Consider the following 24,125-nt stretch of genomic DNA (forward strand, 5'->3'; position numbering starts at 1 on the left):
AAGGTTTGTTTTGCAGGCCTTCGGCGTTATTATATCTTTCCGGATGCCGGCGAAAGCCTGCATGACGCAGCGTTTCGCGCCTTTCTCTTAACCTGCCAGCCTTCAGTCTTTATCCCTTCCCCCTATTGACAGAAGAAAGAAACAATCATATAGCGGTGACATCAAAATATTATCAGAAAAGGCAGAATTCATGCTGGAATTAAAGAATTTGTATTTTACGGTGCAGGAAGATGACGAAGCCGGAGGGAAGAGCCGCAATATCATCGATGGGATCGATTTCACTTTTCAGGACGGCAAATTCTACGCCATTACCGGCCCCAACGGCAGTGGTAAAACCACGCTGGCTAAATTAATCATGGGCGTCAATCCGGCATCACAAGGCGCCATCCTTTTCAACGGACAGGATGTTTCCGCATGGACCATCACCCAACGGGCCAAGGCGGGCATTGCCTATAGTTTCCAGCAGCCTGCCCGTTTTAAAGGCATCACGTTTCGCGATTTGCTGACGATTGCCACCGGCATTGAGGATGAAAACAAGCTTCTGGCGATTCTTGGCCGGGTAGGCATCTGTCCTCTGTCTTTTCTGGACAAAGAAGTGGATGCCAGGCTTTCCGGCGGTGAAATCAAAAAAATTGAGCTGGCCACCACCATCGCCGCTAATCCCAAACTGGCTATATACGATGAACCGGATACGGGAATTGATTTATGGACCATAGGTCCGATGGTCAATCTTCTGAAGAAGGAGCTGGCTGACAATCATACGACAACGATCGTCGTCAGTCACAACAGAGCCTTTTTAGAGGCGGCGGATGAGATTCTGATTATCAATTCGGGCAAGATTGCCTATAGCGGAAACCTGGAAGGCGCTATGCCGCTTCTGGATGATTTGAGTGTGTGTACTTACCGGGACAGTTGTGAAGGAGATCATGATGCTGGATGCTATAGATAAAACATTATTAAAAACGGTTGCCGATTTGGAAAGTTTGCCCAAGGGCGCCTACAATATACGAAAAAACGGCAAACTTCTGAGCCGGCAGGTATCGGCCAATATCAACATTGAAACCAATGCTGAAGGAACAGGCATTATCGTTACCATCAAGCCGGGGACAAAAAACGAATCGGTTCATATCCCGGTCATCTTGAGCCAGGCCGGTCTTTATGATGTGGTCTATAACTCCTTTATCGTCGGAGATGATGCCGAGGTGACCATCATTGCCGGTTGCGGCATTCACTGCGGTTCGTCTGAACCGGAAGGGCATGCCGGCATCCATGAATTTAAAGTCGGCAAAAAAGCGAAGGTTACCTATGTTGAAAAGCACTATGCCGCAGGCGACGGCAAGGGACGCAGGACACTCAATCCGACCACCAGGGTATACCTGGAGGATGGCGCACAGGCGAACATGGAGCTGACCCAGATTGCCGGTGTGGATGAAGCCAACCGGTTGAATGAAGCGGTGCTGGGTCATGGCAGTCTTTTGTTGATTACGGAAAGGGTTTTAACGGATGGTGATCAGACAGCCGTATCCACGAATAATATCGCTTTAAAAGGCGCGGGAAGCCGCGCCAACATGATTTCCCGCTCCGTCATGAAGGGCAATTCCAAACAGATATTTTACGCAACGATGGATGCGCAAAACGAATGTTTCGGCCATATTGAATGTGATGCCATTATTATGGATAACGGCACCAATGAAACCATGCCGTCGCTGAAAGCGGGACATCCTGATGCGACATTGACTCATGAAGCTTCTATCGGTAAAATTGCAAGTGATCAATTGACCAAACTGATGAGTCTGGGGCTGACATATGACCAGGCGGTCAACCGGATCATTCAGGGTTTCCTGAAATAGCCGGGTCTGACAGGCCATAGTAAAGTATGTATCCAAATTCAGAATAGAACGGACTTGATCATGCGTCATCCTTTTTTTCACCGCATGCAATGGTTTCTGTTGATGGGACCCCTGTTGGGACTATGGGGGTGCGCCAATATGATGGAAGCCCTGCCGGCCCCTCCGGCTTTTCTGGCTCCGGTTCAACTCAACGGCCCTTATGATGCGGATATTCCGATCCGTAACGCCGATCAGATCAAAAAGGCCAGCCTTGTGCAGGATGAGGCCGTGCCTTATATCTTTATCAGCGTGGGAGCCCATTTCGAGTCAGAAGGCGACCCGGTGCGTTCCATTCATTTCTTCAACCGGGCGATTGAGGAATTTCGCAAACGGAGCAATGCTTTCGGGGAAGGAACAGCGTTGGGGCGGAAAGTTGCGGCGCTCGAACGGTATGGCCGGACGGACGATGCCGCCCTGTGTATCCGGGATATGGAACGAAGGTGGCCGGGCGCGCCTCTCAACGCTTTTGCTTTTTATAACCATGGACATCATTATCTGCAGAAAGGCGACTACTCCAACGCCCGTAAATATTTCGGACAGGCCCTTGCGGCCAATTCCGGTTATCCCGGCAACCCTGATTTAATGGCGCTGAGGCGCGACACGGAATTGGACTACGGTAAAGCCCTGGTGCTTGCGGATTATTTTTCAAAAGTTTCCGGCAGATTAGTCCTTAAGGATTTCGATGAAGCCTTTTATCAGGATATCCGCCGGAACATTTCCGAGGGCCTGTCTCATCTGAAGCAGGTTGAGATTCTGAACAGGGATATTTTGAAGACAAAAGTTATCCGGTATTTCCCGGAGATTACCCCCTCATTTATCGAATGCGATGTGCGCAACTTTCTGGGACTGGCCTATGGTATTCAGGGACAGCCCTCCGAAGGCGTTAATCATCTGGAAGCGGCTGCCCGCATGGCGCAAAAAGCGGATTACCGCATTGGCGAAGCCGACAGTCTTTTCTTTCTCAATCAGATTTATTTGCTGGACGGCAATGTCCCAAAGGGTAAAAAAGCCGCTCATGATCTGGAAAGCATGGCCGATAAGTATCAGCTTTCTTCCTATGCCATCTGGGCCAAAATGATTCTTGCCCATCACGCCGGAAAAATCCGCGATGTCGATCAGGCTGTAGATTCCCTGAACAATGCATTGACGTTAATGGAGAGAAACGCGCTTTGGTTGAACAAGGATGCTGGCTTCAGGAGTATTGCTTTTTTCAAGCGTCAGGAACTCTACGAAGCCCTTCTGGATTCACAGGCCGGAAAGGCCGATGAAAGGGGCGCTTTTAAAACAGCTGAGCGGTCGAAAACAGCCCTGTTGGCGGATTTGCTGGCCGGCGAAATGATCGGGAAGAACCCGCCTGTATCAGCATCCGTAAAACAAATGCGCTTATACAGTGAACAGCTGTCGGGGGATTATATCAGATTATTATCACCGGTAAACGGGTCCGCCGTTTTCATGAATACGGTTGCAAAAATCGACCGGAACCGAAGGGCTTATGCAGATGCCCTGGCCAGGGTCAAAGAGCAGGATGAAGCGCTGCATTCGCTGATCGGTGTTGTGTCATCGGATGCGGGCGACATTCAGCGATTGCTGGATAACAATACAACCCTTTTTACCTATTATGTCGGTGAAAAACATTTATATGTCTGGGTGATCAGCAAAAATGGATTCCATCAGGAAAAAATAAGAATGTCCCGCAATGAGGTCGACCGACTGGTGTATGCCTATCGCAGCGCCATGATGTCTAAAGACAGAAGTCAGGCCAACGCTTTATCGGAAAAAGTTTATGATGCGTTTTTGAAACCGGTCATTCCTTTTGTTTACGGAGACCGGGTGGGTTTTGTGCCCCATGGAGCACTTTATAACCTGTCCTTTGCGTCGATGCGTTACATCAAGTCTTATCTGGTGGACGGTTTTACGATTTTCTATCTGCCCCATACCGGCCTGATCAGACAGATGGCGCCGGAAAAGTTAATAACGAAAACGAAAAAAACACTCATCATTGCTGATGCTCAGAGCACCGGAAAACAACGGTCTTCGCCGGACGACGGGGCGGAGATGGATATACTGAAAAAAATATTCCCGCAGGCGGATTATTATGTGGCGGAAAATATATCCCCGGCTGACTTGCAAAAGTTGACGGGAATCTATGACATCATCCATTTTGCGCCGGGCGATTATTTCATGAAAGAGACGCCCCTCGATCCGGGTTTGCCTCCGGATGCAGCCTGGCCGCGCAATGGATGCCGGAGCGGTCGTGATATTGCGCGCCTGCAACTTGCCGCGCGGACGACGGTTTTCGGCGGTTGCCGGCCGGAAAGAGTCGTCTCTTCGGCGGACACGGGAATGCAGTCCCTGGTTGCCGCCTGGCTTTATGCCGTCAGCCCGTCGGTGGTCGCAACACTTTGGCGGGTTGAGGATCAATCAAGAGCCGCATGGGTGGAAATATTTTATAAAAATCTGGAAAAAAACGACAATATGGCCGAAGCTCTGAGAGCGGCCCAGAATGAAATGATTCAAAAGGGCTATGGACCATCGGAATGGGCGGCATTTACACTGATCGGCCGTCATTAGAGGTGCAGGGTTACAACGTTTGACCGGACAAGGGGCCTGATAAAATGATTACTGTCGAATGAGAGGGGAATCATAACATGCAGCAGGAAGAAATACTGAGTATTCTCGATGAAATTGAAGCAAAAATGCTGGATGCGGAAACGCTCGGCTTTTCTCCGGATGTGCTGGCCATCCTGGATAATGTGGAGGCCAGTAACAACGAGATTGAAATGCTGAAATTCCGTATCGGTCAGGAAATTCTGGTCAAGATTTTCAATATTGCCAATTCTGCTTATTACGGGAGCTTGAAGAAAGGAGTCATTCACACCTTTTATGAAGTGGTGACCCGTTTGGGCATGAGCCATACCAAAGCGTTGATTTTTATTCTTGCTCAGCAGTTTCTTGCCCGTGACGACGAAAAAATCGAAGCTATTTTCGCGCGGAGCATCGCTTCATCCATCATTGGAAAGATATTGGCACAGCAAATGGGCTTGCGGGAAGATATGGCCAAGCGGGTTGAGCTGGGTTGTCTTTTTTCCGAAATCGGCCGGATGATCATTCACGTCTATAAAAAACTGCACGCTCCCGATGATGAAAGGATTGATGAAATATTTATTGAAAAATATCATCCCTATCTGACCGAAAGAATCATCGATATGTTCGGACTGCCCGACTATTTAAAGAAGATGATTTTTTGCGAAGGTATTGTGCTGGAAGCCAATTATATCACCCTGTCGGGTATTACAAGATTTGCCGTGAATTTTGTTGCCGCGAGCTTCATTAAATACCATAATCATCTGATTATTGAGCCCCTGCCGCTCCCTCCTTCTCATGATCAGGCGACATATCTGGATCACATCATTGCGGAACAGTTCAGCGCGCTGGGGCTCAGCAAATACCTCCGCATCGTCAGAAAGAGAGAGCGATTGCTGCCGGTATACGACGGAAAGAAAAAACTGACGGAGCTTTGATCATTTGCAGACAGCACGCAATATGCGTCTGCGAATATTCAATTTCCGTTAAAAACACCAGGCAACCGGAGTGGCAATGGACTGCCGCGTCAACGTCTTATCACTGCTGTACGCAAGGGATATCCTCGTTTTAACAACTGCCTGTGTCCGTAAGATATTGACAACGGCAGTATCGTTTCATAAATTACCCTTGTAGTTTCATCCTGTTTTTGTCAGGATGTGCCATCTAATAAAAGCGAATCCAAAGGAGTTGTTGCCATGTATAAAACAATAAATAAACGGTTGCTGATTGCTGTGTTTATCGGGATGTTGATCGCGGGATGCATGCCTTATGAAAGGCAGGTTGTGCCTTTTAAAACCCCTCAGAACAGCCCCAATGCCGTTCATGTTGGCGGCGCGGTCATCGCCGCCAAAAGTTTTACGGATGCCGATGAGGCCAAATCCGCTTTTGGCTTCGATATTCGTTCTGCGGGCATTCTTCCTGTGCAGGTGGTTTTTGATAATAAAAGCAATCATCCTTTGATGATTATTGCTGAACAGACATTTTTGATCGATGAAGAGAGCAATGTCTGGCCGATCCTGTCACAAAATATGGCCTATGACCGCCTGTCTAAAAAAACTGAACTGAGCAGAGTGGCCCCCGAAGCGGCTAAAAAAGGGTTGCTGTTCGGAGCGGCGGGGGCTGTGATCGGGGCGGCCATCGGCATTGTTACCGGAACCAGCGTGGGTGCGGCAGCCGGAAAGGGCGCGGCTGTTGGCGCGGCGGCGGGAGTGGCTGTCGGTGGCAGTCAGGCCGCCATGGATCCGTCGGATGTGCAGGCTAAAATTAAGGAAGATTTGCAGACCAGAACTTTGCATTACCGTGCGGTGAAACCCGGAGAGCTGGCTCACGGCTTCATTTTTTATCCGGGAGAAGTGAAAACGGCGAAGGTGCTGCGTTTGCAAATCAAAGAAACGGATACCGGTAAAGTATCCACGTTTGATATGAAACTGTAATAAAACAAAAAAGGAGATAACCATGTCGAAAACAGAAGATGCATTAAAAGAAGCCTTTGCCGGCGAGTCGCAGGCCAACCGCAAATACCTGGCATTTGCCGCCAAGGCGGACGCAGAGGGGTTTCCCCAGGCCGCCAGACTTTTCCGCGCGGCGGCGGAAGCGGAAACAGTCCATGCCCATGCCCATCTGCGGGCCATGAAAGGCATCCGCTCCACCAAAGAGAATCTGCAGGAAGCGATTGCCGGTGAAACGCACGAATTCAAAAGCATGTATCCGGCTATGATTGAGAGCGCCAAAGCGGAAGGGCACAAAGAAGCCGAACGTTCTTTTATGTATGCCAACGAAGTGGAAAAAATTCATGCCGGGCTCTATCAGCAGATGCTCGATTCTCTGGACGCCGCGAAAGATGCTTACAGTTACTATGTTTGCCCCGTTTGCGGTTTTACCGTGGAAAATGAAGCGCCGGAAACCTGTCCCGTCTGCGGCGCCAAAGGCAAAATGTTCAAAAAAGTTGATTGATGATCATCAAAAATAATCCTCCGGCGGCCTGTAATTTAAACCGGGTCTGCCGGGGGATTTTTTGCAGGTTTTCGGGATGAACGGGTTTGCCATTTTCTTTCTTCAAATATTTTAGCGCTTAAAACAAGGGTTGACAGGGCAGGGAAATGAAAGAGGTTCTCATCGCCGCAAGTGGTATTATCTTATTTCTGGTCGGTATGATCCGCCTTTCTTCCGTCGTTCGCCGCCTGATGAACGCCAGGATAAAAGAACTGGTCAAATATGCCGTGGATAAACCATTCTATGGGCTTCTCACCGGCGTCGCCTCTGCGATCGTTTTTCAAAGTTCTTCAGCGTCAACCGCGCTTACGATCGGCCTGGTCAGCGCCGGTTTGATCAGCTTTTACAGTTCGCTGGCCATTATTCTGGGCGCGGACATCGGCACCACCCTGACCGTGCAGTTTGTTATCTGGCGGTTTACGGAATTTTCTCCTCTTTTTGTTTCCATCGGGGGGCTTTTGTGGCTGACCCGCCGGGGACGATGGAAAACAGCCGGAGAGATGATCTTTTATTTCGGCCTGATTTTCTTCGGTCTGGAGATCATCAGTCAAACGGCGGCGCCGCTCAAACAATCACCGGTCTTTGTTCATTACTTTACTCAGGCCAAAAACCCTTTATTCGGACTGGGGCTGGGGATCGTGGTGACCGCCATTGTCCATGCCTCCGCAATACCGATCAGTATTCTGGCCGTTTTGGCGCAGCAGGATCTGGTCGGGTTGGAAAACGCCATACCCGTTGTTCTGGGCGCGAATATCGGCACCACCGTGACGGCGCTTCTGGCCGGAACGGTTGCGAATGTCAGCGGGAAGAGAACCGCCGCGTCTCACCTGATTTTCAAATGCGTCGGTGTTTTGCTTTGTCTGATATTGTTTCCGCTTTTCCTCGACCTCCTTCGAAGCATGTCCGCAAGCGTTGCCCAGCAGATCGTTTGGGCCCATTTTTTATTGAACCTGTTGATCGTTGTTGTTTTTATTTTTTTTCTGCGGCCTTTCGCAAAGCTGATGAAGAAAATTCTTCCCGGGGAAGACGACGTCCTGCCTATCTGGCCGGAATATCTTGACCGTAAAGATTTAATGGATCCGGTCAAGTCGCTCACTCATGTGCAAAAGGAGCTCCAGCGCCAGCTAAAACTCGTGCAAATCATGTTTGCCAAAACCGCCGGCCTGCTGTCCCGCTATGAAGAGGGAAGAGGCAGGGACATTGCTTACATTGAGATGGTGGTCAACAATTTGCGTGCGCAGATTGTCCGGTTTCTCTGGAAGGCATCGGGCCACGAGTTGTCCGCTGAGCTTTCCAGAAGGGTCTTTGCCTATACGGCCATGGCCGGAGACATTAAGAGCATCGGCAATCATCTCCAGTCGATCAGCGTTCTTGCCGGTGAGCAGGCGTTAAGCAAAATCAAATTCAGCGACTGCGGTGAAAGAGAACTTCAGGAAATCCTGGCAATGGTCGAGAAAAATCTTACGGACGCATCAGCCCTTCTGGAGATTTTTAATACGGAAATCGTAAAGGCCGTTTTCAGCCGCGAGGAGGAAATCGATGTCCGGGTCAAGGAATCACTGGAAAATCATCTGAAAAGATTTCATTTGCGCGAATGCAGCCGGGAATCCGGGCCGATATTTGTCGAAATGCTGGGGCATCTGGAACGCATCTCCGATCATTGCAACAATATAGCGGAGTATGTCCGGGATATCTATCATGGAAGCCCTGGTGAAAAACGTATTGCCTGAATCGGCAATATCTTCTATAATGCTTCACAAATGTGATCATCCGCCTAAGGGGGTATTCATGGATAAAAGAATCAACGCGTTGGCTTTTGCTTTGGAAAATGAAGAAAAAGAGCGCGAGTTTTACCTGGCGCATGCCCGGAAAACCAGGAATATGGCGGGCAAAAATATGTTCAAACAGATTGCCGATGAAGAAAAGGAACATTTTGAAGTTCTGAAAAAGCTCCATGATAAATGGGCAGAGCAGAAGAAATGGCCGGCAACCGTTCCCCTGAAAGTGAAGAAATCATTAGCGGGGACGATCTTAAAATCCATGTCCGGCAAAAAATCGGCCCGGATGACCGGCACGGAAGAGGAGCTCAAAGCCGTCCGCACGGCGATTGATTTCGAAGCTCGTGGTGTCGCGCTGTATACCAAACTGGAAAAACAGTGCACGGACCCGAAGGAAATAGCGTTTTTCAACATGCTGGCCGGGGTCGAGCGCGAGCATCTGTTGTCGCTTAAGGATACAGAAGAATTTCTGGCCGATCCGGCTACCTGGTTTCAGCATGTGGAGCGATCAGGCCTGGACGGGGCATAGGACTGTGCCGCAGGGGAGAAATTTTTATTTTACAGCACGTGCAGTACGGTTATAAATCGTTGCCGTTTGTCCGCAAAAAATGATATCTCCTCAGCCGTAAAATATATCGTTCACAAGCGTTGTGTTTCAATCGACAAGGCTCTGTTTTACCTTGCATTGTTTTCAATACATTGTATTATCCGACACGCATCATAAAAAGAATATTAACTCGAATTACAAAACAGACATTTCACAGCCTGATTATTCGCCTGTGCTGACTTGGACCGGCGGATTTGACGAAACGCCGGCTGATTTATTTCATTATGCATAGGAGATTGAATGAGATTTAAAATAATTGTTTTGGTTCTGCTTGTATCCCTCCCAACAATCGCAAATGCGATGAAGAACGAAATATTTCAGGAAATGCTCCACAAAATAAGTGGTGGTGATTTTGTGACCGTAGAGAATTTCCTGGAAAAAAACCGAGATACTTACAAACAAGACCCTGAATACTATGTAATCCTGCTCAATTATTCTTTCTCAAAAGAAACACGGAACGAGACTGTTATTGCCAAGGGAGAACCCGGGAAAGGCGACTTATCACTGTGCGACACCACGACTGGCGAAGTTGTCGGGTTCATTGGCGAGCGCAACAGGCCTGACAATAAACTCATCGTAAAGAGCATTCAGGAAACGGAAGATGCTTTGAAATACTTCAATGATCGTTTGGATATCCATTTTGGTATTGCGCACATTGCATTTGAAACGAAGCACTGGGAAATTCTAAGCCGGCAGTTGCTCGAAATACTGAAGGTATCAAAAAACATAAACAATAACTGGAAATGGGGTTTGGTAAACGCTATGGAGGGAGATCCGAAGGACTTCATGCTCAACAATGTCCAAGCGAAGATAAATGGTCTGTTCTATGTCGATAGCAGCGAAACAGATAAAGTCGTGGAAGCAGTATCAGCTGCCATGATCAGGGAATATCCCGGTGTCATATATGGCTATTCCAATTTAGGTGTTCTCTATCTGGCGCAGGAGAAATACGACTTGGCAGAAAATTACATCAATCAGGCTTTGGCCATCGATCCAAAAGATGAAATAGTCAGCGGAAATCTGAAACTGCTTAGAGAAAAGAAGAAATAGGTATATCAAAGTCAATGCATCCGCGCGCTACTCCGGTTTCATTGTTTTATTAAATTGGTGATAGAAGGGGGAAATTATTGCCAACGTCTGTCTCACAGTATTATTTTTGCTGCATTACTTGGCATAGTAGCCTTAATATTTATTTCTGAGAAGTCCATAAAAAGGAAGTGTCTTTACTTCTGTATGTTTTTTGCAAGCGGAATGATGCATGATATTTTAGATGCCATGACCAACGGCGGTCTAGGCGTTGCATTCTTTTTTCCCTTTAGCGACACAAGGTACTTTCTGCCTTGGCAGCCAATTGAGGTATCGCCACTCGGCTTGAAGCGGTTTTTTACTCTCAGGGGGGGCATCAGGAGTGAAATGCTTTGGCTCATATTACCCTCGTTATGTTTCATGGTTATTGCGGTATTTTACAGAAGGAAAAAGAGTTATAGAAAAATTTATCAGATCACAACTGCCGATTGCTGAGCTTCGGCCCAGTTTTTCGATGCAATTCCGAGGCAATATGAAAATAAGTATCTTTAAAACTGTCATATTGGCATTAACATTAGTTTTGACCTGGAGCTTGGTTTACGCAATCGAGCCGATAGAAAAAGACAAAATAGACTATTTGATAAACTCCGTAGAAAAAAGTTCGGATATTTTATTTATACGAAATGGATCGGCGCATAACGGGAAGGAAGCGGCCAGTCATTTAAGGGCCAAACTTCAAAAAGCAGGAAACAGCATTAAAACGGCCGATGATTTTATAATATTGTGCGCATCGAAATCATATATATCAGGCCGGCCGTATTTAATTAAAATTTCTAACGGAAAGACCATCATTGCAGACGTATACTTTAGGAATCTTTTAAAAGGCTATAAAAGAGATTTGAAGTAAACACACTCAGGGTCGAACAACCATGCTGGTTGCTCCGAAATATTTTGATTCAAGCGAAGGACGATTGAACCAGCGTAAATCAATGTTCTGAACATTGTGAGGCATTTTGAGATATCTCCCGTTGGTCGATATGACGAGATGGGGGAAAGGCAGCACACCAGCGCTCGTATTCATCAATAAAACTTTAATCCCGCTGCTGCGGGACGAGCGTTAATTCTCCGTAGCTTGCTGCGATATAAGCACGTTCATTTCATGCCTCGACAGTTTGCTGCGAGGTGGTTGATTCAGATGACATGTTCTTTGTCACTTCGGCTGCAGCGAGAAGTCTTTATCAATTTGAATCAGTAGTGGGTAAGACAATGCCGGCGTGAGGCGGAAAACTATCCATTGCTTGCCGGTGTTTCCTCTTCCAGCTTGCAACTCAGTTCCGTCCATAAATGGTAGGCTTGTTCGAGGTCATTTTCGACAGTCTTGAGCTCCATGGCGAGTTCTTTAATTTTAACCGGGTCTCTGTGCGTCTCCGGATCACACAGGGCTTGTTCACCGGCGGCTTTTCCGGCTTCCAGTCTGGCGATTTTTTCTTCCACCGCGGCCAGTTCTTTTTTTAATGCGTTTTTGATTTTCGAGAGGCGATTACGTTCCTCCGCTTCGATTCTTTTTTTGTCTTTCAGTGAAAGGGTTTTATCCGAGGTTGCTTCCCCGCGATTGTCTTTCAGTGAAACGTCCGCCGCCATCTGAGAGCGTTTTTCAATAAAGTAGGAATAATTGCCCGGATAATCAAAGATCCTGCCGTCCTTGAGTTCAAACACCTTGTTGACCAGATGATCCAGAAAGTAACGGTCATGGGAGACGATGGCCACCGTACCGAAATAATGGATCAGTGCGTTTTGAAAAATATCTTTCGTCTTGATGTCCAGGTGATTGGTGGGTTCATCCAGAATCAAAAAGTTGGTGTCCAAAAGCATGATCTTTAAAAGGGCCAATCGGGATTTTTCGCCACCCGACAGAATGCCGACGGATTTAAAAATGTCATCGCCGGAAAAAAGAAATGCGCCCAGCAGATTGCGCTTGTCCTGATCGTCGGCGGACGTCGGGACGGAATTGACTTCTTCCCAGATGGTATTTGAGTAGGTAAGGTTTTGTGAACTTTCCTGCGAGAAGAAAGCCATGTTGACCCCGTCGCCGTATTTTACGGCGCCGGAGGTGGGTTCCTCCGAGAGGCTTAAAAGCCGCGAAAGAGTTGATTTGCCTGAACCGTTCACGCCCACGAAGGCGACCTTGTCACCGCGGAAAAGTGAGAAATTCAGCCCGGAAAAGACCGTCAAGTCGCCATAGGCGTGGCCTAGTTCGGAAACACGGACAACTTCCTTGACACTTTTTTTGCCTTCCGGAAATTTCATGGCAATGCTTCTGCCGTTTCCGTCCAGCTTGATGTCCTTGAATTTTTCCAGCATTTTAACCCGGCTTTGCACCTGGGCGGCTTTGCTGGCCTTGTAGCGGAAGCGCTCTACGAATTCCTCAATTTTTCTGATCTGCGCTTTTTGCAGTTCCATTTCTTTCTTCAGCGCTTCCAGCCGCCGTTCTTTTTCGGCCAGATAATAGGTATAATTGCCTTTATAAATATGAATATGGCGGTTAGAGAGCTCCGCGATTTGCGTGGCGATTTTGTCGAGAAAAAAATGATCATGGGATATCACCAGAATGGTTCCGGGGTAATCTTTGAGGTAACTTTCCAGCCACTCCATGCTTTCCGTGTCCAGGTGGTTGGTGGGTTCATCGAGCAGCATGATGTCCGGCCGGGCCAGCAGGATGGAGGTCAGCAGAATCCTCATTTTCCAGCCGCCGGAAAACAAATCACAGGTTTTGGCAAAATCGTTTTCACGAAACCCGAACCCTTTGAGAATTTGCTTGGCGCGTGCTTCAAAAGCGTAGCCGTCGCGGGTTGAAAACTCGGCTGTCGCGTCGGCATAATGGCGGGTGAGTTCGCTGTATTCGTGCGTGTTGGGTCTGGCCTGTGAAATTTGCTGTTCCAGACCGCGGATGGTATTTTCCAGTTCCTCTATGCCGCTTTTCTTCCGGAGATAGTCAATCAGGCCGGTGGCTTCCAGTTCAACCAGATCCTGCGGCAGATAACCGATCTTTTTCTGCTTCCGGTCGGGAATATCGATAAAGCCCGAATCGAGATGCACCTGATCCAGGATAGCCCGAAAGAGCGTGGTTTTCCCCGTACCGTTGTCGCCTACCAGACCGATGCGGCTCTTCGGATGGATCGTCCAGTTAATTTCATCAAACAGTTGCCTGTCTAAAAAAGACAGACTCACATTACGGAAATAAATCACTTACGGCTCCCTGCGGTTGAATCTGCGGGACTATAGGAAAATTGGATATCGATGTCAATGGAATATAACAGGGACTGACCTGAATTGGATTTGACAGAAAGTGTCCCAAAGAGGCTTGTCTTCACGACCATGGCACCTGCAAAGGCGCACATGACTTTTTCCTGAAAAACATCGATTGTTATTTATATGTGCGGAAATTTGCAGGCGCTATTTCTTTTGTTGAATATTGAAATCCCCTACAAATGAGCCGAAGGTCGTATTAAAAGGGATGACAATGCTTGGGCCCTCAAGGGTATGGATGATTTCATGATTTTTACCGGAAAATACGGAAGGGATTCCGGCGGTTACTATGAGGCCTTTGCTTTGCATTCTCTTTCTTGCATCGCCGGAAATCATGTTGGTGAGTTCGCCTGCGGCATCCAGAACTAATTGATTGATGGCGCTGACGTCTTCACCTATCATATTGGATACTATTTTGAAAATGCAAGCCTCGGAAAAACTTAAGGCCAGCGACCCCGTCATGGATCCTGAAAAGACGATGATGCCGGAAACATCACCCATTGCCAATTTGTCCTTTTTTAAAAAGGGTTTTCCCGCGTTTGCATCGATAAATGCCATGACTTTTAAAACATGAATTGAACCATCCACAAAGGCATTAATGAGATCGACATTCATGATTCAAATACTCCTGAAATACGGTTCAATGGGCTTGCCCCATAACCCGGGCAACGCTGTCCGTCAGATCTTTGACGTTAAATGGCTTGGTAATAAAATCATTGGCGCCGCTTTTGAAGGCCTGGTCTATCGTGATATCGAGAGTCTCAACAGATAACATGATAAAAGGAATTTGAGAGATTTCCTGGTCTGCCCGAACTTTTATCAGAAGTTCAATCCCCGTCATTCCCAACATATTCCAGTCGGAGATGATGAGATCTATCTTTTGAGCCTTTAAGATCTTGTAGGCCGAAACACCATCTTTCGCCACGATGAAATGTTTATAGCCTTCCTGCTCCAGGATATTTTGGACAAGCATCCTGATGAGTTCACTATCATCGACGATCAGAATGGTGGTTTCTTCATTCATGGCTGTGCCTCGTTATTTGAATCGAATGATGTTGTTGAAAATGTTTTTCAATCTTTATATCCTGTTTTCCCGACTGTGATGAAGTATTTCAACCATTAGCATTGAAGATATAGCATAATATGCCAAAATGTAAAAGTAAGGTGTGCAGGAAAAAAGTGACCGGGGAATTTATCATCTACTGTTAAGCGGGGGGTAATTGTCAGGGTTGTTATTATCAAATGTCAAGTCAGCATTCAGCCATTTTTGGCTTGTATCCGGTTGAAAGTTTCCGATTGCGATGCAAACTCTATTTTAAAAAAATTAGTGAGATGTTTGGAAGTGTGTAAAACTGATACATCCGTCTTCCCCGCAGAGTTCTGCGGAGAAGACGGAGTATAGAGATGCCATTGCTTTCCGGTATCAGCGGATTTCCCGGAAAGCGCGGGGGTTTTCTTTTTCCAGCCAGGGTTTAATGTTGATGTTTTCACCCCAGAATATTTTGGGATCGGGAGGCGTTTTTCCCCACCAGTTATTCCGGGCGTCAATGTAAATGGACGAGAAGCTCTGAATGGCCACGGTGTTGTCGATAAAATTATTTTGAAAAATTTTGGGATTGGCCGAACCGACGCACGTAATGGCGCCTTCACCCTGATTTTCCGTAAAAGTATTGTAGGAGATTACCGGTGTGGCGTCCTTGCGGCAATAAATGGCATTCTGGGAAGAATTCGCAATGTGGCTGTGAGATATTTCCGGCGATCCGGCGTAAATATCAAAGGCGGTCGCCGCATACTTTACAATGCAGAAGGCAAAGGAGCTGTTGACTTTGGTTGCTTCGGAAAACCGGACGGCACTGGTGTATAAGCCCGGTGCAGGCGAGGAGGAAGCGGCGGTAAACGTAATCGGCTTGTCTTTTGTGCCCCGCGCGAAAATGCCGCCGTTTACAGTGACGAAAGACGTTTTGGCATCAAATTCCAGAACGACGCCCGGCTCAATGGTCAGCGTCGCCCCTCCGTCTATGATCACGTCTTTCGTGATGCGGTAGGGGCTGTTCGATAAGATCAGATAAGAATCCGTCTTGATCGTGCCGCCGAGAATTTTGTCCATGATGGATGCGGGCAAAACTTTTCCCTGCGGATAGGGGCCGTCAAGAACGGAATGAACATCAACGCGCCCCTTAATGCCTGCCAGGATATCCGCCATTTTCGAGCTGCCCCACCAGTTATCCAGTGCTTTTGCAGAAGCCCCTCTCATTTCACCGGCCAGATTGTAGGGCTGATTATCAACCAGGTTGTTTTGCCGGATGACCGCCTGCGAGCCTCTGACCACAATCCCGCTGTTCTTGTTCCGCATGATCGTATTTTGCACAATTTCCGGTGCGGCGGACTGTACCATCAAACCGGTATTGTCGTTGTCATTAATCGCGTTTTCCAGAATCCGCGGTGCGGCGCCGTCGCTGACCGATATGGCGGTTCCCCTGTTTTTGTAAAGGGTGTTCCTGCTGATCGTCGGCTTGGAAAACGCACCCTGAATTTTAATGGCCTCATTATTTTGCGTGAATTCGGACTTTTCAATAACCGGTGAAGACGCCTGACAATTGACGGCTGTTTTCGCGTTTTTGATGTTGACAAACGACAGTTTATTTTCCCGGTCTTTAACGTTGGCAAAGGTGATCCCCGTCCACGGCTTATCCTCCTGAACCGAGTCAAAGCGGATAATACGATCGTTGTCGCCCTGGGCTGAAATCCGTCCTTCAATAATCAGTGCGCCGCCTTTGGATTTGATTTCCGTTCCCGGTTCGATGGTCAAAAGCGCTTTATCTTTGACCGTTACATCCGATTCGATAATATAAGGACTGGCGCCGGCGTACCAGGTGGCATCCGAATCAATCAGACCGGAAACCGCTGTCGGTCCCGGCGCAACCGGCATGCCCTGCGTCTGTGCCATCTGGCTTTCATTGCCGGCAAAGTCCACAGCTGTCACCCGGTAATAATATATTTTCGCATTGACCAGATTTTTACCGGTATCGGTAAACGTGTTTAATTCCGTTTTGCCGATCTGGATGTAGCCTGTGAGCGGTGTTTCGGAACGGTACATGATATAACCGGCCAGGTCCGCTTCGGGGGATTTATCCCAGCGGAGTTCGACCAGCTGATTGCGGCCGGTGCCGGTTACGTGAGCGGGTTTTGCAGGCGGTGTGGTATCGAGAGTGACGGATCCTATCGCATCCACCCATTGGGAGGTGTTTCCGGAATCATCCGTCAGATAACCCGTCACGATGGCTTTTTCGATATTGTCTCCCGGTACAACTTTATAGACGCCGTAATAACCGCCCGGTTCGACTTCCTGCATCTCAATGCGCTTCCGGTATTGACCGATGTCAAACCAGGCCTGCATTTTCGGCGCGCCCTGAATGACCACCTTGATTTCCTTGCCCGCGTTTTTCGGCAGTCCTTTGGAATCCTGGGTTAACAGGGTGATGACCGGCGGACGTTTGGCTTCGGCCAGAGACGGGGTGGGAATCGTTTTGACCATGTCGCGGAACAGATCATCATTGGCTCGCAAAAGCTGGATATCGCGTACATTCATTGCCGTTGCAATGACCGTGGCGATGATGCCCACCGGGTTGGTGGATATGCCGCCTTCGTGCTTGCGCACCTTGTGTTTGCCGCTCCAGAGGAAATGGCCGGTTTTCGCGTCAAACATTTTAACTTCCGCGCCGACGGCAACCTGTGAATAGAGAACGGCAAAATATTTGTCGAAATCGGATATCTCTCCGAAAACGACCGCGTCCACTCCCAGGATTTCGCCCAGCTTCTGCGGCGGTGTTTTCCGGATGACGTCCGGATCGGTCAGCCCCGCTTTGGCCAGCAAATCGTCTACTTTATAGAGTTCCATGTCTTTGAAGGGAAGCGAACTGAAATGGTTATAGAAACCCCGCCGCATAGCCTTTCCCCCTTCCTTGCTGTCGGATAAATCCGTAAAGGGCAGGACGGCGACATACAGGGGAACATGATCTTTCATGGCGTCATCAATTTTATACTCCCCTTCATACAAAGACCGGATTTCGGGTGTGATGAGGGTGGATGACGTGGAAACCAGACAACTCTGAAGCATCAGAGCCAGAATAAGCATCAAACAACAGTATAAACGCTTGAAAAGGGTCCGCATGGTGCAACCTCCATTTCGGTAGGATTCCTGATGATTATATCACATACCCCGCAGAAATTCATTTTGAAAAAAATCATCTTTTCTATCACATGCTTTGATCGTTACCCCTGGCAAATCAAGCACCGTATTTCCCGGTTGTCGCAAACAGCCGGGACCGGTTGCTCTATTGCGTTGAGGATGGTCAGGTCGAATTACTTTACGGTAAGACTTGATTCGCTGCAACAGGTGCGGCTGGTAATCAATTTATAGTAATCCGAAAACGCCAGCTGCCAGGGCTGCATGCTCTTGCCGGTTGTCGTGACAAATTTTTTTGCACTCAGCACGCTATAAGCCGGTCGTTTGGCCGCCCGCTTTAATTCAGTGGTTTTCATCGGCAGTAATTCAACCGTATCCAGGCGCGCCTCTTTTAATATTTTTTTCGCAAAATCATACCAGGTGCAATTTCCACGGTTGGTGACATGGAAAATGCCCCGGGCGTTTTTATCCACCAGCAGTTCGGTTGCCGCCGCCAGATCCCGCGTGCAGGTGGGTGATCCCGTCTGGTCGTCCACGACGGTCAGTTTGCCGGTTGTTCTGGCCTTCTCCAGAATCGCCTGCACAAAGCTTTTCCCCTTTGCGCCGTAAAGCCAGGCCGTGCGGATCAGAATGTAATTGTCGGTGATCGTCCTCAGATAATTTTCGCCGGCCAGTTTGGATGCTCCATACATGTTCATCGGATTGCAGGCATCTTCTTCCTCGTAGGGGCGTCTGCCGGTTCCGTCAAATACATAGTCCGTGCTGAAATGAATAATGGTAATATTTTTGCCGCGGCACGCTTCGGCAATGTTCTTTACCGCTTCGGCGTTTGCGGCAAAGCATTCCTCTTTGGCCGTTTCGCAGCCGTCCACGTTGGTATAAGCTGCGGCATTGATGACCAGCTGCGGCTGCGTTTCCAGAACCGCCTTCCGGCAATCATCCGCGCGGGTGATATCGATATCGCCCAGATCCATGCCGGTAACGTCGTGCCTGTAACGAAACTGTGCGGCGAGGTCGCTTCCCAGCATTCCTTTATGTCCCAGTAATAATACTTTCAATGTTCAGTATTTAACCTCTTTCAAAAAAAGGCCGCAGGCGGGTGCGGTAACCCCCGCGATGTTGCGGTCGCGGGAGTCTATAATTTCCCGCATCTCTTCCGGCTGCCGTTTGCCGCGGGCGACTTCCGTAAGGGTTCCCACGATATTGCGCACCATATACTTCAAAAACCCCTTCGCTTCCACTGTAATTTCGATTAACCCGTCGGAGCCGGTCTTAATGGTGATGGCGGTGATTGTCCGCACGCGGTCCTTAACATCCGTACCGGTGGCGCAAAAACAGGAAAAATCATGGGTGCCCGGCAGGTACCCGGCTGCTTCCCGCATCTTTTCAATATTCAGTGGATAACGGATGAACCAGCAGTATTCGCGTCCCAGCACCGGTCTCAAGTTCTGATTGCAGATCCGGTAAACGTATATCTTGCTTTTGACATCGCGCTGGGCGTGAAAATCGATGGGAACTTCTTCGAGATGTTTGACTACCACATCCGGAGGCAGGATACTGTTGACGCCCCGGAAGATCTTTTCAGCAGGGAGCGATGTCAGGCTCTTAAAGTTGGCCACCTGATTAATGGCATGCACCCCGGCATCCGTGCGCCCTGAACCGACCAGGGTTACCTTGCCCGACGTGATTCTGCCCACGGCCTCTTCCAGAATCTGCTGAATCGAAATCCCGTTAGGCTGCCGCTGCCAGCCGCAATAAGCGGCGCCGTCATATTCCACAATGATTTTAAAGTTACGCATGGTTTATTAATCGTACTTGCCAGTTTTTTCCAAAAAGGATAAGCAAAAAACCGGTGCCTTTCATCCGGTGCCATGTCTAAGCCGTGTTTTAATAATTGTGATAGTAACTTACACGAAAAAGCGGGTCAAGACAAAAACAAACAAAAAAATATATAAAATATAAAGGAGACAACCGATGAGCGACGAAGTAAAACAGACGACAACTCAGGGGAAAATTCAGGATTTTGAGGCCAGGGTTCAGACGTTGATGAAGATGGGCGGTGAAAAGCAGGTTAAAAAACAGCATGACGGCGGCAAAATGACTGCCCGCGAACGCCTGGATTATTTATTTGACAAGGGAACCTTTCAGGAAGTTCAGCTTTTCGCGAAGCATCATTCAACCCTTTTCGGCATGGATAAGAAAGAAATTCCGGCTGACGGCGTCATTACAGGGTTTGGCAAAGTCAATGGCCGCACAGTTTTTGCCGCTTCTCAGGATTTCACCAGCGCGGGCGGCACCCTGGGCGAAATGCACGCTAAAAAGATCTGGAAGGTGATGGACATGGCCATTGCCGCGCAGAAACCCTTTATTGCCATTAACGATTCCGGAGGCGCCAGAATTCAGGAAGGCGTCCCTTCTCTGGAAGGCTACGGCGGCATCTTTTACCGTAATACGATCGCTTCCGGCTATATCCCTCAAATTACCGCAATCATGGGACCAACGGCGGGCGGCGCTGTTTATTCGCCGGCACTCACCGACTGGATCTTCATGGTGAAAAACACATCTTATATGTACATCACCGGCCCGGAAGTCATCAAGGCGGTAATCGGCGAAGACGTGAGCCAGGAAGACCTGGGCGGCGCCGTGGCTCATGCCTCAAAAAGCGGGGTCTGCCATGTCGTGACGGAAAACGACGCGGACTGTCTCGATAAAATCAAAATACTCCTGTCTTATCTGCCCGACAGCTGCAATATCCCCCTGCCTGCCGCACCGTCAACCGACAGCCCCGACAGGGAATGCCCCGAACTGGATAAAGTGATTCCGGATAAGGCAAACCGCGCCTACAACATGAAAAACGTCATCAAATCGATAGCCGACCATGGTGAAATGTTTGAACTGCACGCCCAATGGGCGCCAAACATCATTGTTTCCCTGATACGCATCATGGGCAAGCCGGTGGGTGTGATTGCCAATAATCCGATGGCTTTTGCGGGCGTCCTCAACGTCAACGCTTCGGACAAGGCGTCGCGTTTCATCCGATTCTGCGACGCCTTCAATATTCCGCTTCTGACCTTTGCCGATGTTCCCGGCTACATGCCCGGCACCGATCAGGAATGGGCGGGCATTATCCGCCACGGGGCGAAACTGCTGCACGCTTATTCGGAAGCGACTGTCCCGAAAATTACGGTGGTGACCCGCAAAGACTATGGCGGATCTTATATCGGCATGTGCTGCAAGCAGTTAGGGGCGGATTACGTCATGGCGTGGCCGACGGCGGAAATCGCGGTGATGGGAGCCGAAGGCGCCTGCAACATCATTTACCGCAGCGAGATTAAAGCGGCGGACGATCCGGCCGCCAAACGGGCCGAACTGATCGCGGGATACGAAGAGAAATTCAATAACCCGTATTTTGCGGCGTCACTGGGGGCCATTGAAGAAATTATCCTTCCCCGGGAAACGCGTAAACGCGTCATTGCGGTGCTCGATGCCATGAAGGATAAAAAAGAGGCGCGTCTGGAAAAGAAGCATAATAATATACCGCTGTAAAATAAGGTTCGGGGTTCATACCCTAAAGAGCACTCGTAACCCTGCGGGTCACCTTACCCCCGCGGGGCACAAGCAATTTAAAGTTGCAAAGGCAGGGAACGGTTTAGTCGCCGTTCCCTGCCTTTATTTCAGCTTGCTTTTCTTATGCAGATCATCTTCCGCTCTCATGTTGACCTTTGGCGGCTCATCACGGATATGATTTGATTGAGAAGCCACTCAAAGCTGTATTTGCCGTGGGCTTTGTCCCAAAGTTTTAAGATGGGGTAATAGAGAATCACGAGCAGAACGGCGAGGGCAAGGGCGACAGGCGTGCTGGTCAGTTCCCGCAGATAGTATTTCCCCGTTGATAAATGGATGAGGCGCAGGGGGATGAAGAATAAGGCAAAGTGGGTAATATAGATGGTCAGTGAGTATTTGCTGATCTGCCGGCAGTAGGTCAGGAATATGCCAGGTTTTGCGGTTTTGCCGGGCTGCCGGTCGAAGATGTTCCACAGCACGGTGAAAAGGATCAGCACAACGCCCAGAAGAAACAGATTCATGCTGAACGACAGGGGATAAAACGACAGCGGCGTGATATGTTCTTTTTGCACGAAGAACGGCGGCGTGATCGAGCCCGCATAGGCGGTAACCATCCCCATAAAGGCAAACATGATTCCGATAATGATCAGAAACGGGGTATCGGAACCGAGGCGGTTTTCCGTCAGCCTCCTGCCGATGATGAAACCGATAATCGGATAGATGATCCAGGGGAGCAGGGGGAATTGTCCGGTCAGGAAAAATCCTATGAAGTTGTTGAGAAATGATGGCCCGCCGTCGTAGTCCTTCAGGGGATCAAAAAGGAGATTGGGAAAGAAATCCGATATCCACCGGACGCTGACGAATTGGCCCCCGTAAAACTGAGCGATATCGGTTAAGGATCGAAGCAATGGTGTCGTGAAAAGAACGGCTGTGCAGACCAGAAGCAGCGCCCAGGACGGTACCCGGCGGCAATACAGCAAGACAACGGTCATAAAACCGATGAAGGTTAGAATATCCCAGTCCCACATTTCTTCATAACCCTGAACGATCAGCAGAAATAACAATCCGAGGATGAAAATAGCCGTACCGCGAATCCATACCCGGCTGTCGTTTAATCCCTGATCGGCGCCCCGTTTTTTTGCTGAGATGACCTGACTTAAACCGACAAGGAAAACGAACCATGAAGCGCCGAAATCACCGCCCAGCAGGTGATTGGTCAGAAAGTACAGCATGGCATCCGTTCCTTCGCCGCTCGACAGAAAGATGGGATAGTGGCAAATCACCATGGCAATCAGGGCCAGCGCCCTCAAAACATCGACGGAATCCAGTCTGTTCATATTTCATCGCCTCGAAAGAGTTTTTCACCAAAAACAAATTGCGTTAACCATCAGGTATCCGCCATGGCCGGGCTATGAATCCGTGCCCCTGGTTTTATTTGCGTAATCCGCATTTGAAGAGTTGAGAGTCCCGTTCACGGCGGCATTCTTGACGGCAAATTCCAGCAGAACGTCAAGCTCCGGTAGTTCATGTTTCAAGTCTGATTTAATATCATGACGGATTTTATCGATGGTTTTGATGTCATAATCCTGTTGTGCTTCAAAACGGACGTCCATGTATAATCTTCGTCCGGACTTGCGCAATCTCAGCCACTCAACGGCGGCCAGCCCGTGCTTTTCACAGCAGAATTGGGCCAGACCACTGACCCTGTCCATGATTTCCTTGGGCGGGCAGGCGTCGGTCAGATCGGACAGGCTGTTCCTGAGAATCTTGAACGGCGAGACAATGAAAAGCAACGCGATGGCAATGCACGTCAGCGGGTCCACATAGGAGGTGTATTGTTCCCAGTTCGGATACTGTTTCATGATCCAGCCGATACTGAAGGCCGTGCAAACGCCCAGGCTGACCGTCCCCTCCATTAACCACAGTTTGCTGTCGGTGACCAGTATTTCAGAACGCCACTTCTTTCCGGCATACCGCATGTACAACCCCATTCCAAGACAGAGGAAAACGCTGATTGCCGTAAACACCAGAATGGCGCCGACGTGTTCTACCGGATCCGGGTGGATCAGATCCTGCACAGCTAAAGTGATGCTCATGAAACACAGGAACAAGAGCAGCAGACCGTCCGCTGCGGTCATGAGAGGCTCGAGCTTGGCATAACCGAAATGATATTTTTCGTTGGGCGGTTCATTCAGCTTTCGCACGACGAGGACCGCCGCGAAAGAGACGAACATGTCGATCACGCTGTAGGCGCCGTCAAGCAGCATCGTCATCGAGTCGCTGATGAGGGCGATGATTACGGCGGCAACAGCATAGACGACCGTTAATCCCGTTGCCACGTTGAGAAGCCGCAATTCATTTCTCTTGTAAGATTCATTCATGGCAGTTACATCTTCCGGTAAAGCGATGTCGCATTGCAATAAAACGGCTCAATTGCCAGGATGACATTCCGCATCTGATCATTTCCGTTTTCCGGCAAATGATAACCGGCCTGTCCATGCCTTTACCATATGTTAACTTAGTGTTCAGCTGTTTTTTGACGATGCTTATCTGCAATCGGGCTGTTTCCGTATGGCCTCCAAGATTTAAAATATATTGATTTTTACAATATTTTTCGGGCGAGTTTAAGGCCCCTGCTGAAAATATGCGCGAGCATGAACAGATTTCATAAAACATTAAGTATTTAACATAAT

The 24,125-nt window shown here is 48.8% G+C and carries 22 protein-coding genes; 12 read left to right on the plus strand and 10 right to left on the minus strand.

Annotated features, from left to right (window positions below; translation table 11 throughout):
- Positions 1-190: 190 nt before the first annotated feature.
- The 4 genes from CVU71_05415 (at position 191) to CVU71_05430 (ending at position 5,410) form a co-directional block, all read left to right on the plus strand.
- The gene (locus tag CVU71_05415; protein ID PKN19806.1) at positions 191-949 is read left to right on the plus strand and encodes an ABC transporter ATP-binding protein; all 759 of its coding nucleotides are present in this window, start codon (positions 191-193) and stop codon (positions 947-949) included.
- Positions 930-1,850, plus strand: a complete 921-nt coding sequence (locus tag CVU71_05420) for an ABC transporter permease (protein ID PKN19807.1) — start codon at positions 930-932, stop codon at positions 1,848-1,850. The genes CVU71_05415 and CVU71_05420 overlap by 20 nt, the downstream gene beginning before the upstream one ends.
- Before the next feature lie 60 nt (positions 1,851-1,910).
- A complete protein-coding gene (locus CVU71_05425; protein ID PKN19808.1) occupies positions 1,911-4,460 on the plus strand; it encodes a hypothetical protein in 2,550 nt (849 codons plus the stop codon).
- Positions 4,461-4,537: 77 nt separating this feature from the next.
- A complete protein-coding gene (locus CVU71_05430; protein ID PKN19809.1) occupies positions 4,538-5,410 on the plus strand; it encodes a hypothetical protein in 873 nt (290 codons plus the stop codon).
- A 198-nt stretch (positions 5,411-5,608) separates the two neighbouring features.
- On the opposite strand, the gene CVU71_05435 is transcribed toward CVU71_05430, so the two are convergent.
- A complete protein-coding gene (locus tag CVU71_05435) occupies positions 5,609-5,926 on the minus strand; it encodes a hypothetical protein (protein ID PKN19810.1) in 318 nt (105 codons plus the stop codon).
- 168 nt (positions 5,927-6,094) lie between these two features.
- On the opposite strand from CVU71_05435, the gene CVU71_05440 reads away from it, so the two are divergent.
- The 7 genes from CVU71_05440 (at position 6,095) to CVU71_05470 (ending at position 11,283) form a co-directional block, all read left to right on the plus strand.
- On the plus strand, positions 6,095-6,406 hold the full coding sequence (locus CVU71_05440) for a hypothetical protein (protein ID PKN19811.1): 312 nt from the start codon (positions 6,095-6,097) through the stop codon (positions 6,404-6,406).
- Between the two features lie 22 nt (positions 6,407-6,428).
- Positions 6,429-6,926 carry a rubrerythrin gene (locus tag CVU71_05445; protein PKN19812.1) on the plus strand — a complete coding sequence of 166 codons (498 nt, stop codon included), beginning with the start codon at positions 6,429-6,431 and terminating at the stop codon, positions 6,924-6,926.
- A gap of 146 nt (positions 6,927-7,072) precedes the next feature.
- Positions 7,073-8,695, plus strand: a complete 1,623-nt coding sequence (locus CVU71_05450; protein ID PKN19813.1) for a hypothetical protein — start codon at positions 7,073-7,075, stop codon at positions 8,693-8,695.
- Positions 8,646-9,272: a hypothetical protein gene (locus tag CVU71_05455; protein PKN20087.1), complete on the plus strand. Its 627-nt coding sequence runs from the start codon at positions 8,646-8,648 to the stop codon at positions 9,270-9,272. Before CVU71_05450 ends, CVU71_05455 begins: the two co-directional genes overlap by 50 nt.
- Before the next feature lie 318 nt (positions 9,273-9,590).
- Positions 9,591-10,400, plus strand: a complete 810-nt coding sequence (locus CVU71_05460) for a hypothetical protein (protein ID PKN19814.1) — start codon at positions 9,591-9,593, stop codon at positions 10,398-10,400.
- 18 nt (positions 10,401-10,418) lie between these two features.
- Positions 10,419-10,871: a hypothetical protein gene (locus CVU71_05465; protein ID PKN19815.1), complete on the plus strand. Its 453-nt coding sequence runs from the start codon at positions 10,419-10,421 to the stop codon at positions 10,869-10,871.
- 37 nt (positions 10,872-10,908) lie between these two features.
- Entirely contained in the window at positions 10,909-11,283 is a 375-nt protein-coding gene (locus CVU71_05470) for a hypothetical protein (GenBank protein PKN19816.1), read from the plus strand.
- A 380-nt stretch (positions 11,284-11,663) separates the two neighbouring features.
- Here the strand turns inward: CVU71_05470 and CVU71_05475 are convergent, their stop codons facing one another.
- The 6 genes from CVU71_05475 to CVU71_05500 all read right to left on the minus strand — a co-directional run bounded on the left by CVU71_05475 (position 11,664) and on the right by CVU71_05500 (position 19,667).
- Positions 11,664-13,622 (minus strand): ABC transporter ATP-binding protein, encoded by a 1,959-nt coding sequence (locus CVU71_05475; protein PKN19817.1) that lies wholly within the window; start codon positions 13,620-13,622, stop codon positions 11,664-11,666.
- Positions 13,623-13,829: 207 nt separating this feature from the next.
- Positions 13,830-14,297: a chemotaxis protein CheX gene (locus CVU71_05480; protein ID PKN19818.1), complete on the minus strand. Its 468-nt coding sequence runs from the start codon at positions 14,295-14,297 to the stop codon at positions 13,830-13,832.
- 25 nt (positions 14,298-14,322) lie between these two features.
- Positions 14,323-14,706, minus strand: a complete 384-nt coding sequence (locus CVU71_05485; GenBank protein ID PKN19819.1) for a response regulator — start codon at positions 14,704-14,706, stop codon at positions 14,323-14,325.
- 399 nt (positions 14,707-15,105) lie between these two features.
- The gene (locus tag CVU71_05490; protein ID PKN19820.1) at positions 15,106-17,853 is read right to left on the minus strand and encodes a hypothetical protein; all 2,748 of its coding nucleotides are present in this window, start codon (positions 17,851-17,853) and stop codon (positions 15,106-15,108) included.
- 191 nt (positions 17,854-18,044) lie between these two features.
- On the minus strand, positions 18,045-18,896 hold the full coding sequence (gene rfbD, locus CVU71_05495; GenBank protein PKN19821.1) for a dTDP-4-dehydrorhamnose reductase: 852 nt from the start codon (positions 18,894-18,896) through the stop codon (positions 18,045-18,047).
- A gap of 33 nt (positions 18,897-18,929) precedes the next feature.
- Complete coding sequence (locus CVU71_05500; GenBank protein PKN19822.1) at positions 18,930-19,667, minus strand: tRNA pseudouridine(38-40) synthase TruA; 738 nt, start codon at positions 19,665-19,667, stop codon at positions 18,930-18,932.
- 175 nt (positions 19,668-19,842) lie between these two features.
- Between CVU71_05500 and CVU71_05505 the strand changes: the two genes are divergently transcribed.
- Complete coding sequence (locus tag CVU71_05505) at positions 19,843-21,414, plus strand: methylmalonyl-CoA carboxyltransferase (protein ID PKN19823.1); 1,572 nt, start codon at positions 19,843-19,845, stop codon at positions 21,412-21,414.
- Between the two features lie 164 nt (positions 21,415-21,578).
- On the opposite strand, the gene CVU71_05510 is transcribed toward CVU71_05505, so the two are convergent.
- The 3 genes from CVU71_05510 to CVU71_05520 form a co-directional block, all read right to left on the minus strand.
- Positions 21,579-22,769 (minus strand): hypothetical protein, encoded by a 1,191-nt coding sequence (locus tag CVU71_05510; GenBank protein PKN19824.1) that lies wholly within the window; start codon positions 22,767-22,769, stop codon positions 21,579-21,581.
- 72 nt (positions 22,770-22,841) lie between these two features.
- The gene (locus CVU71_05515; GenBank protein PKN19825.1) at positions 22,842-23,813 is read right to left on the minus strand and encodes a hypothetical protein; all 972 of its coding nucleotides are present in this window, start codon (positions 23,811-23,813) and stop codon (positions 22,842-22,844) included.
- On the minus strand, positions 23,806-24,108 hold the full coding sequence (locus CVU71_05520; protein ID PKN19826.1) for a hypothetical protein: 303 nt from the start codon (positions 24,106-24,108) through the stop codon (positions 23,806-23,808). The genes CVU71_05515 and CVU71_05520 overlap by 8 nt, the downstream gene beginning before the upstream one ends.
- Positions 24,109-24,125: the final 17 nt, after the last annotated feature.

This window comes from Deltaproteobacteria bacterium HGW-Deltaproteobacteria-6, assembly GCA_002840435.1.
Taxonomy (GTDB): Bacteria; Desulfobacterota; Syntrophia; order Syntrophales; family Smithellaceae; genus UBA8904.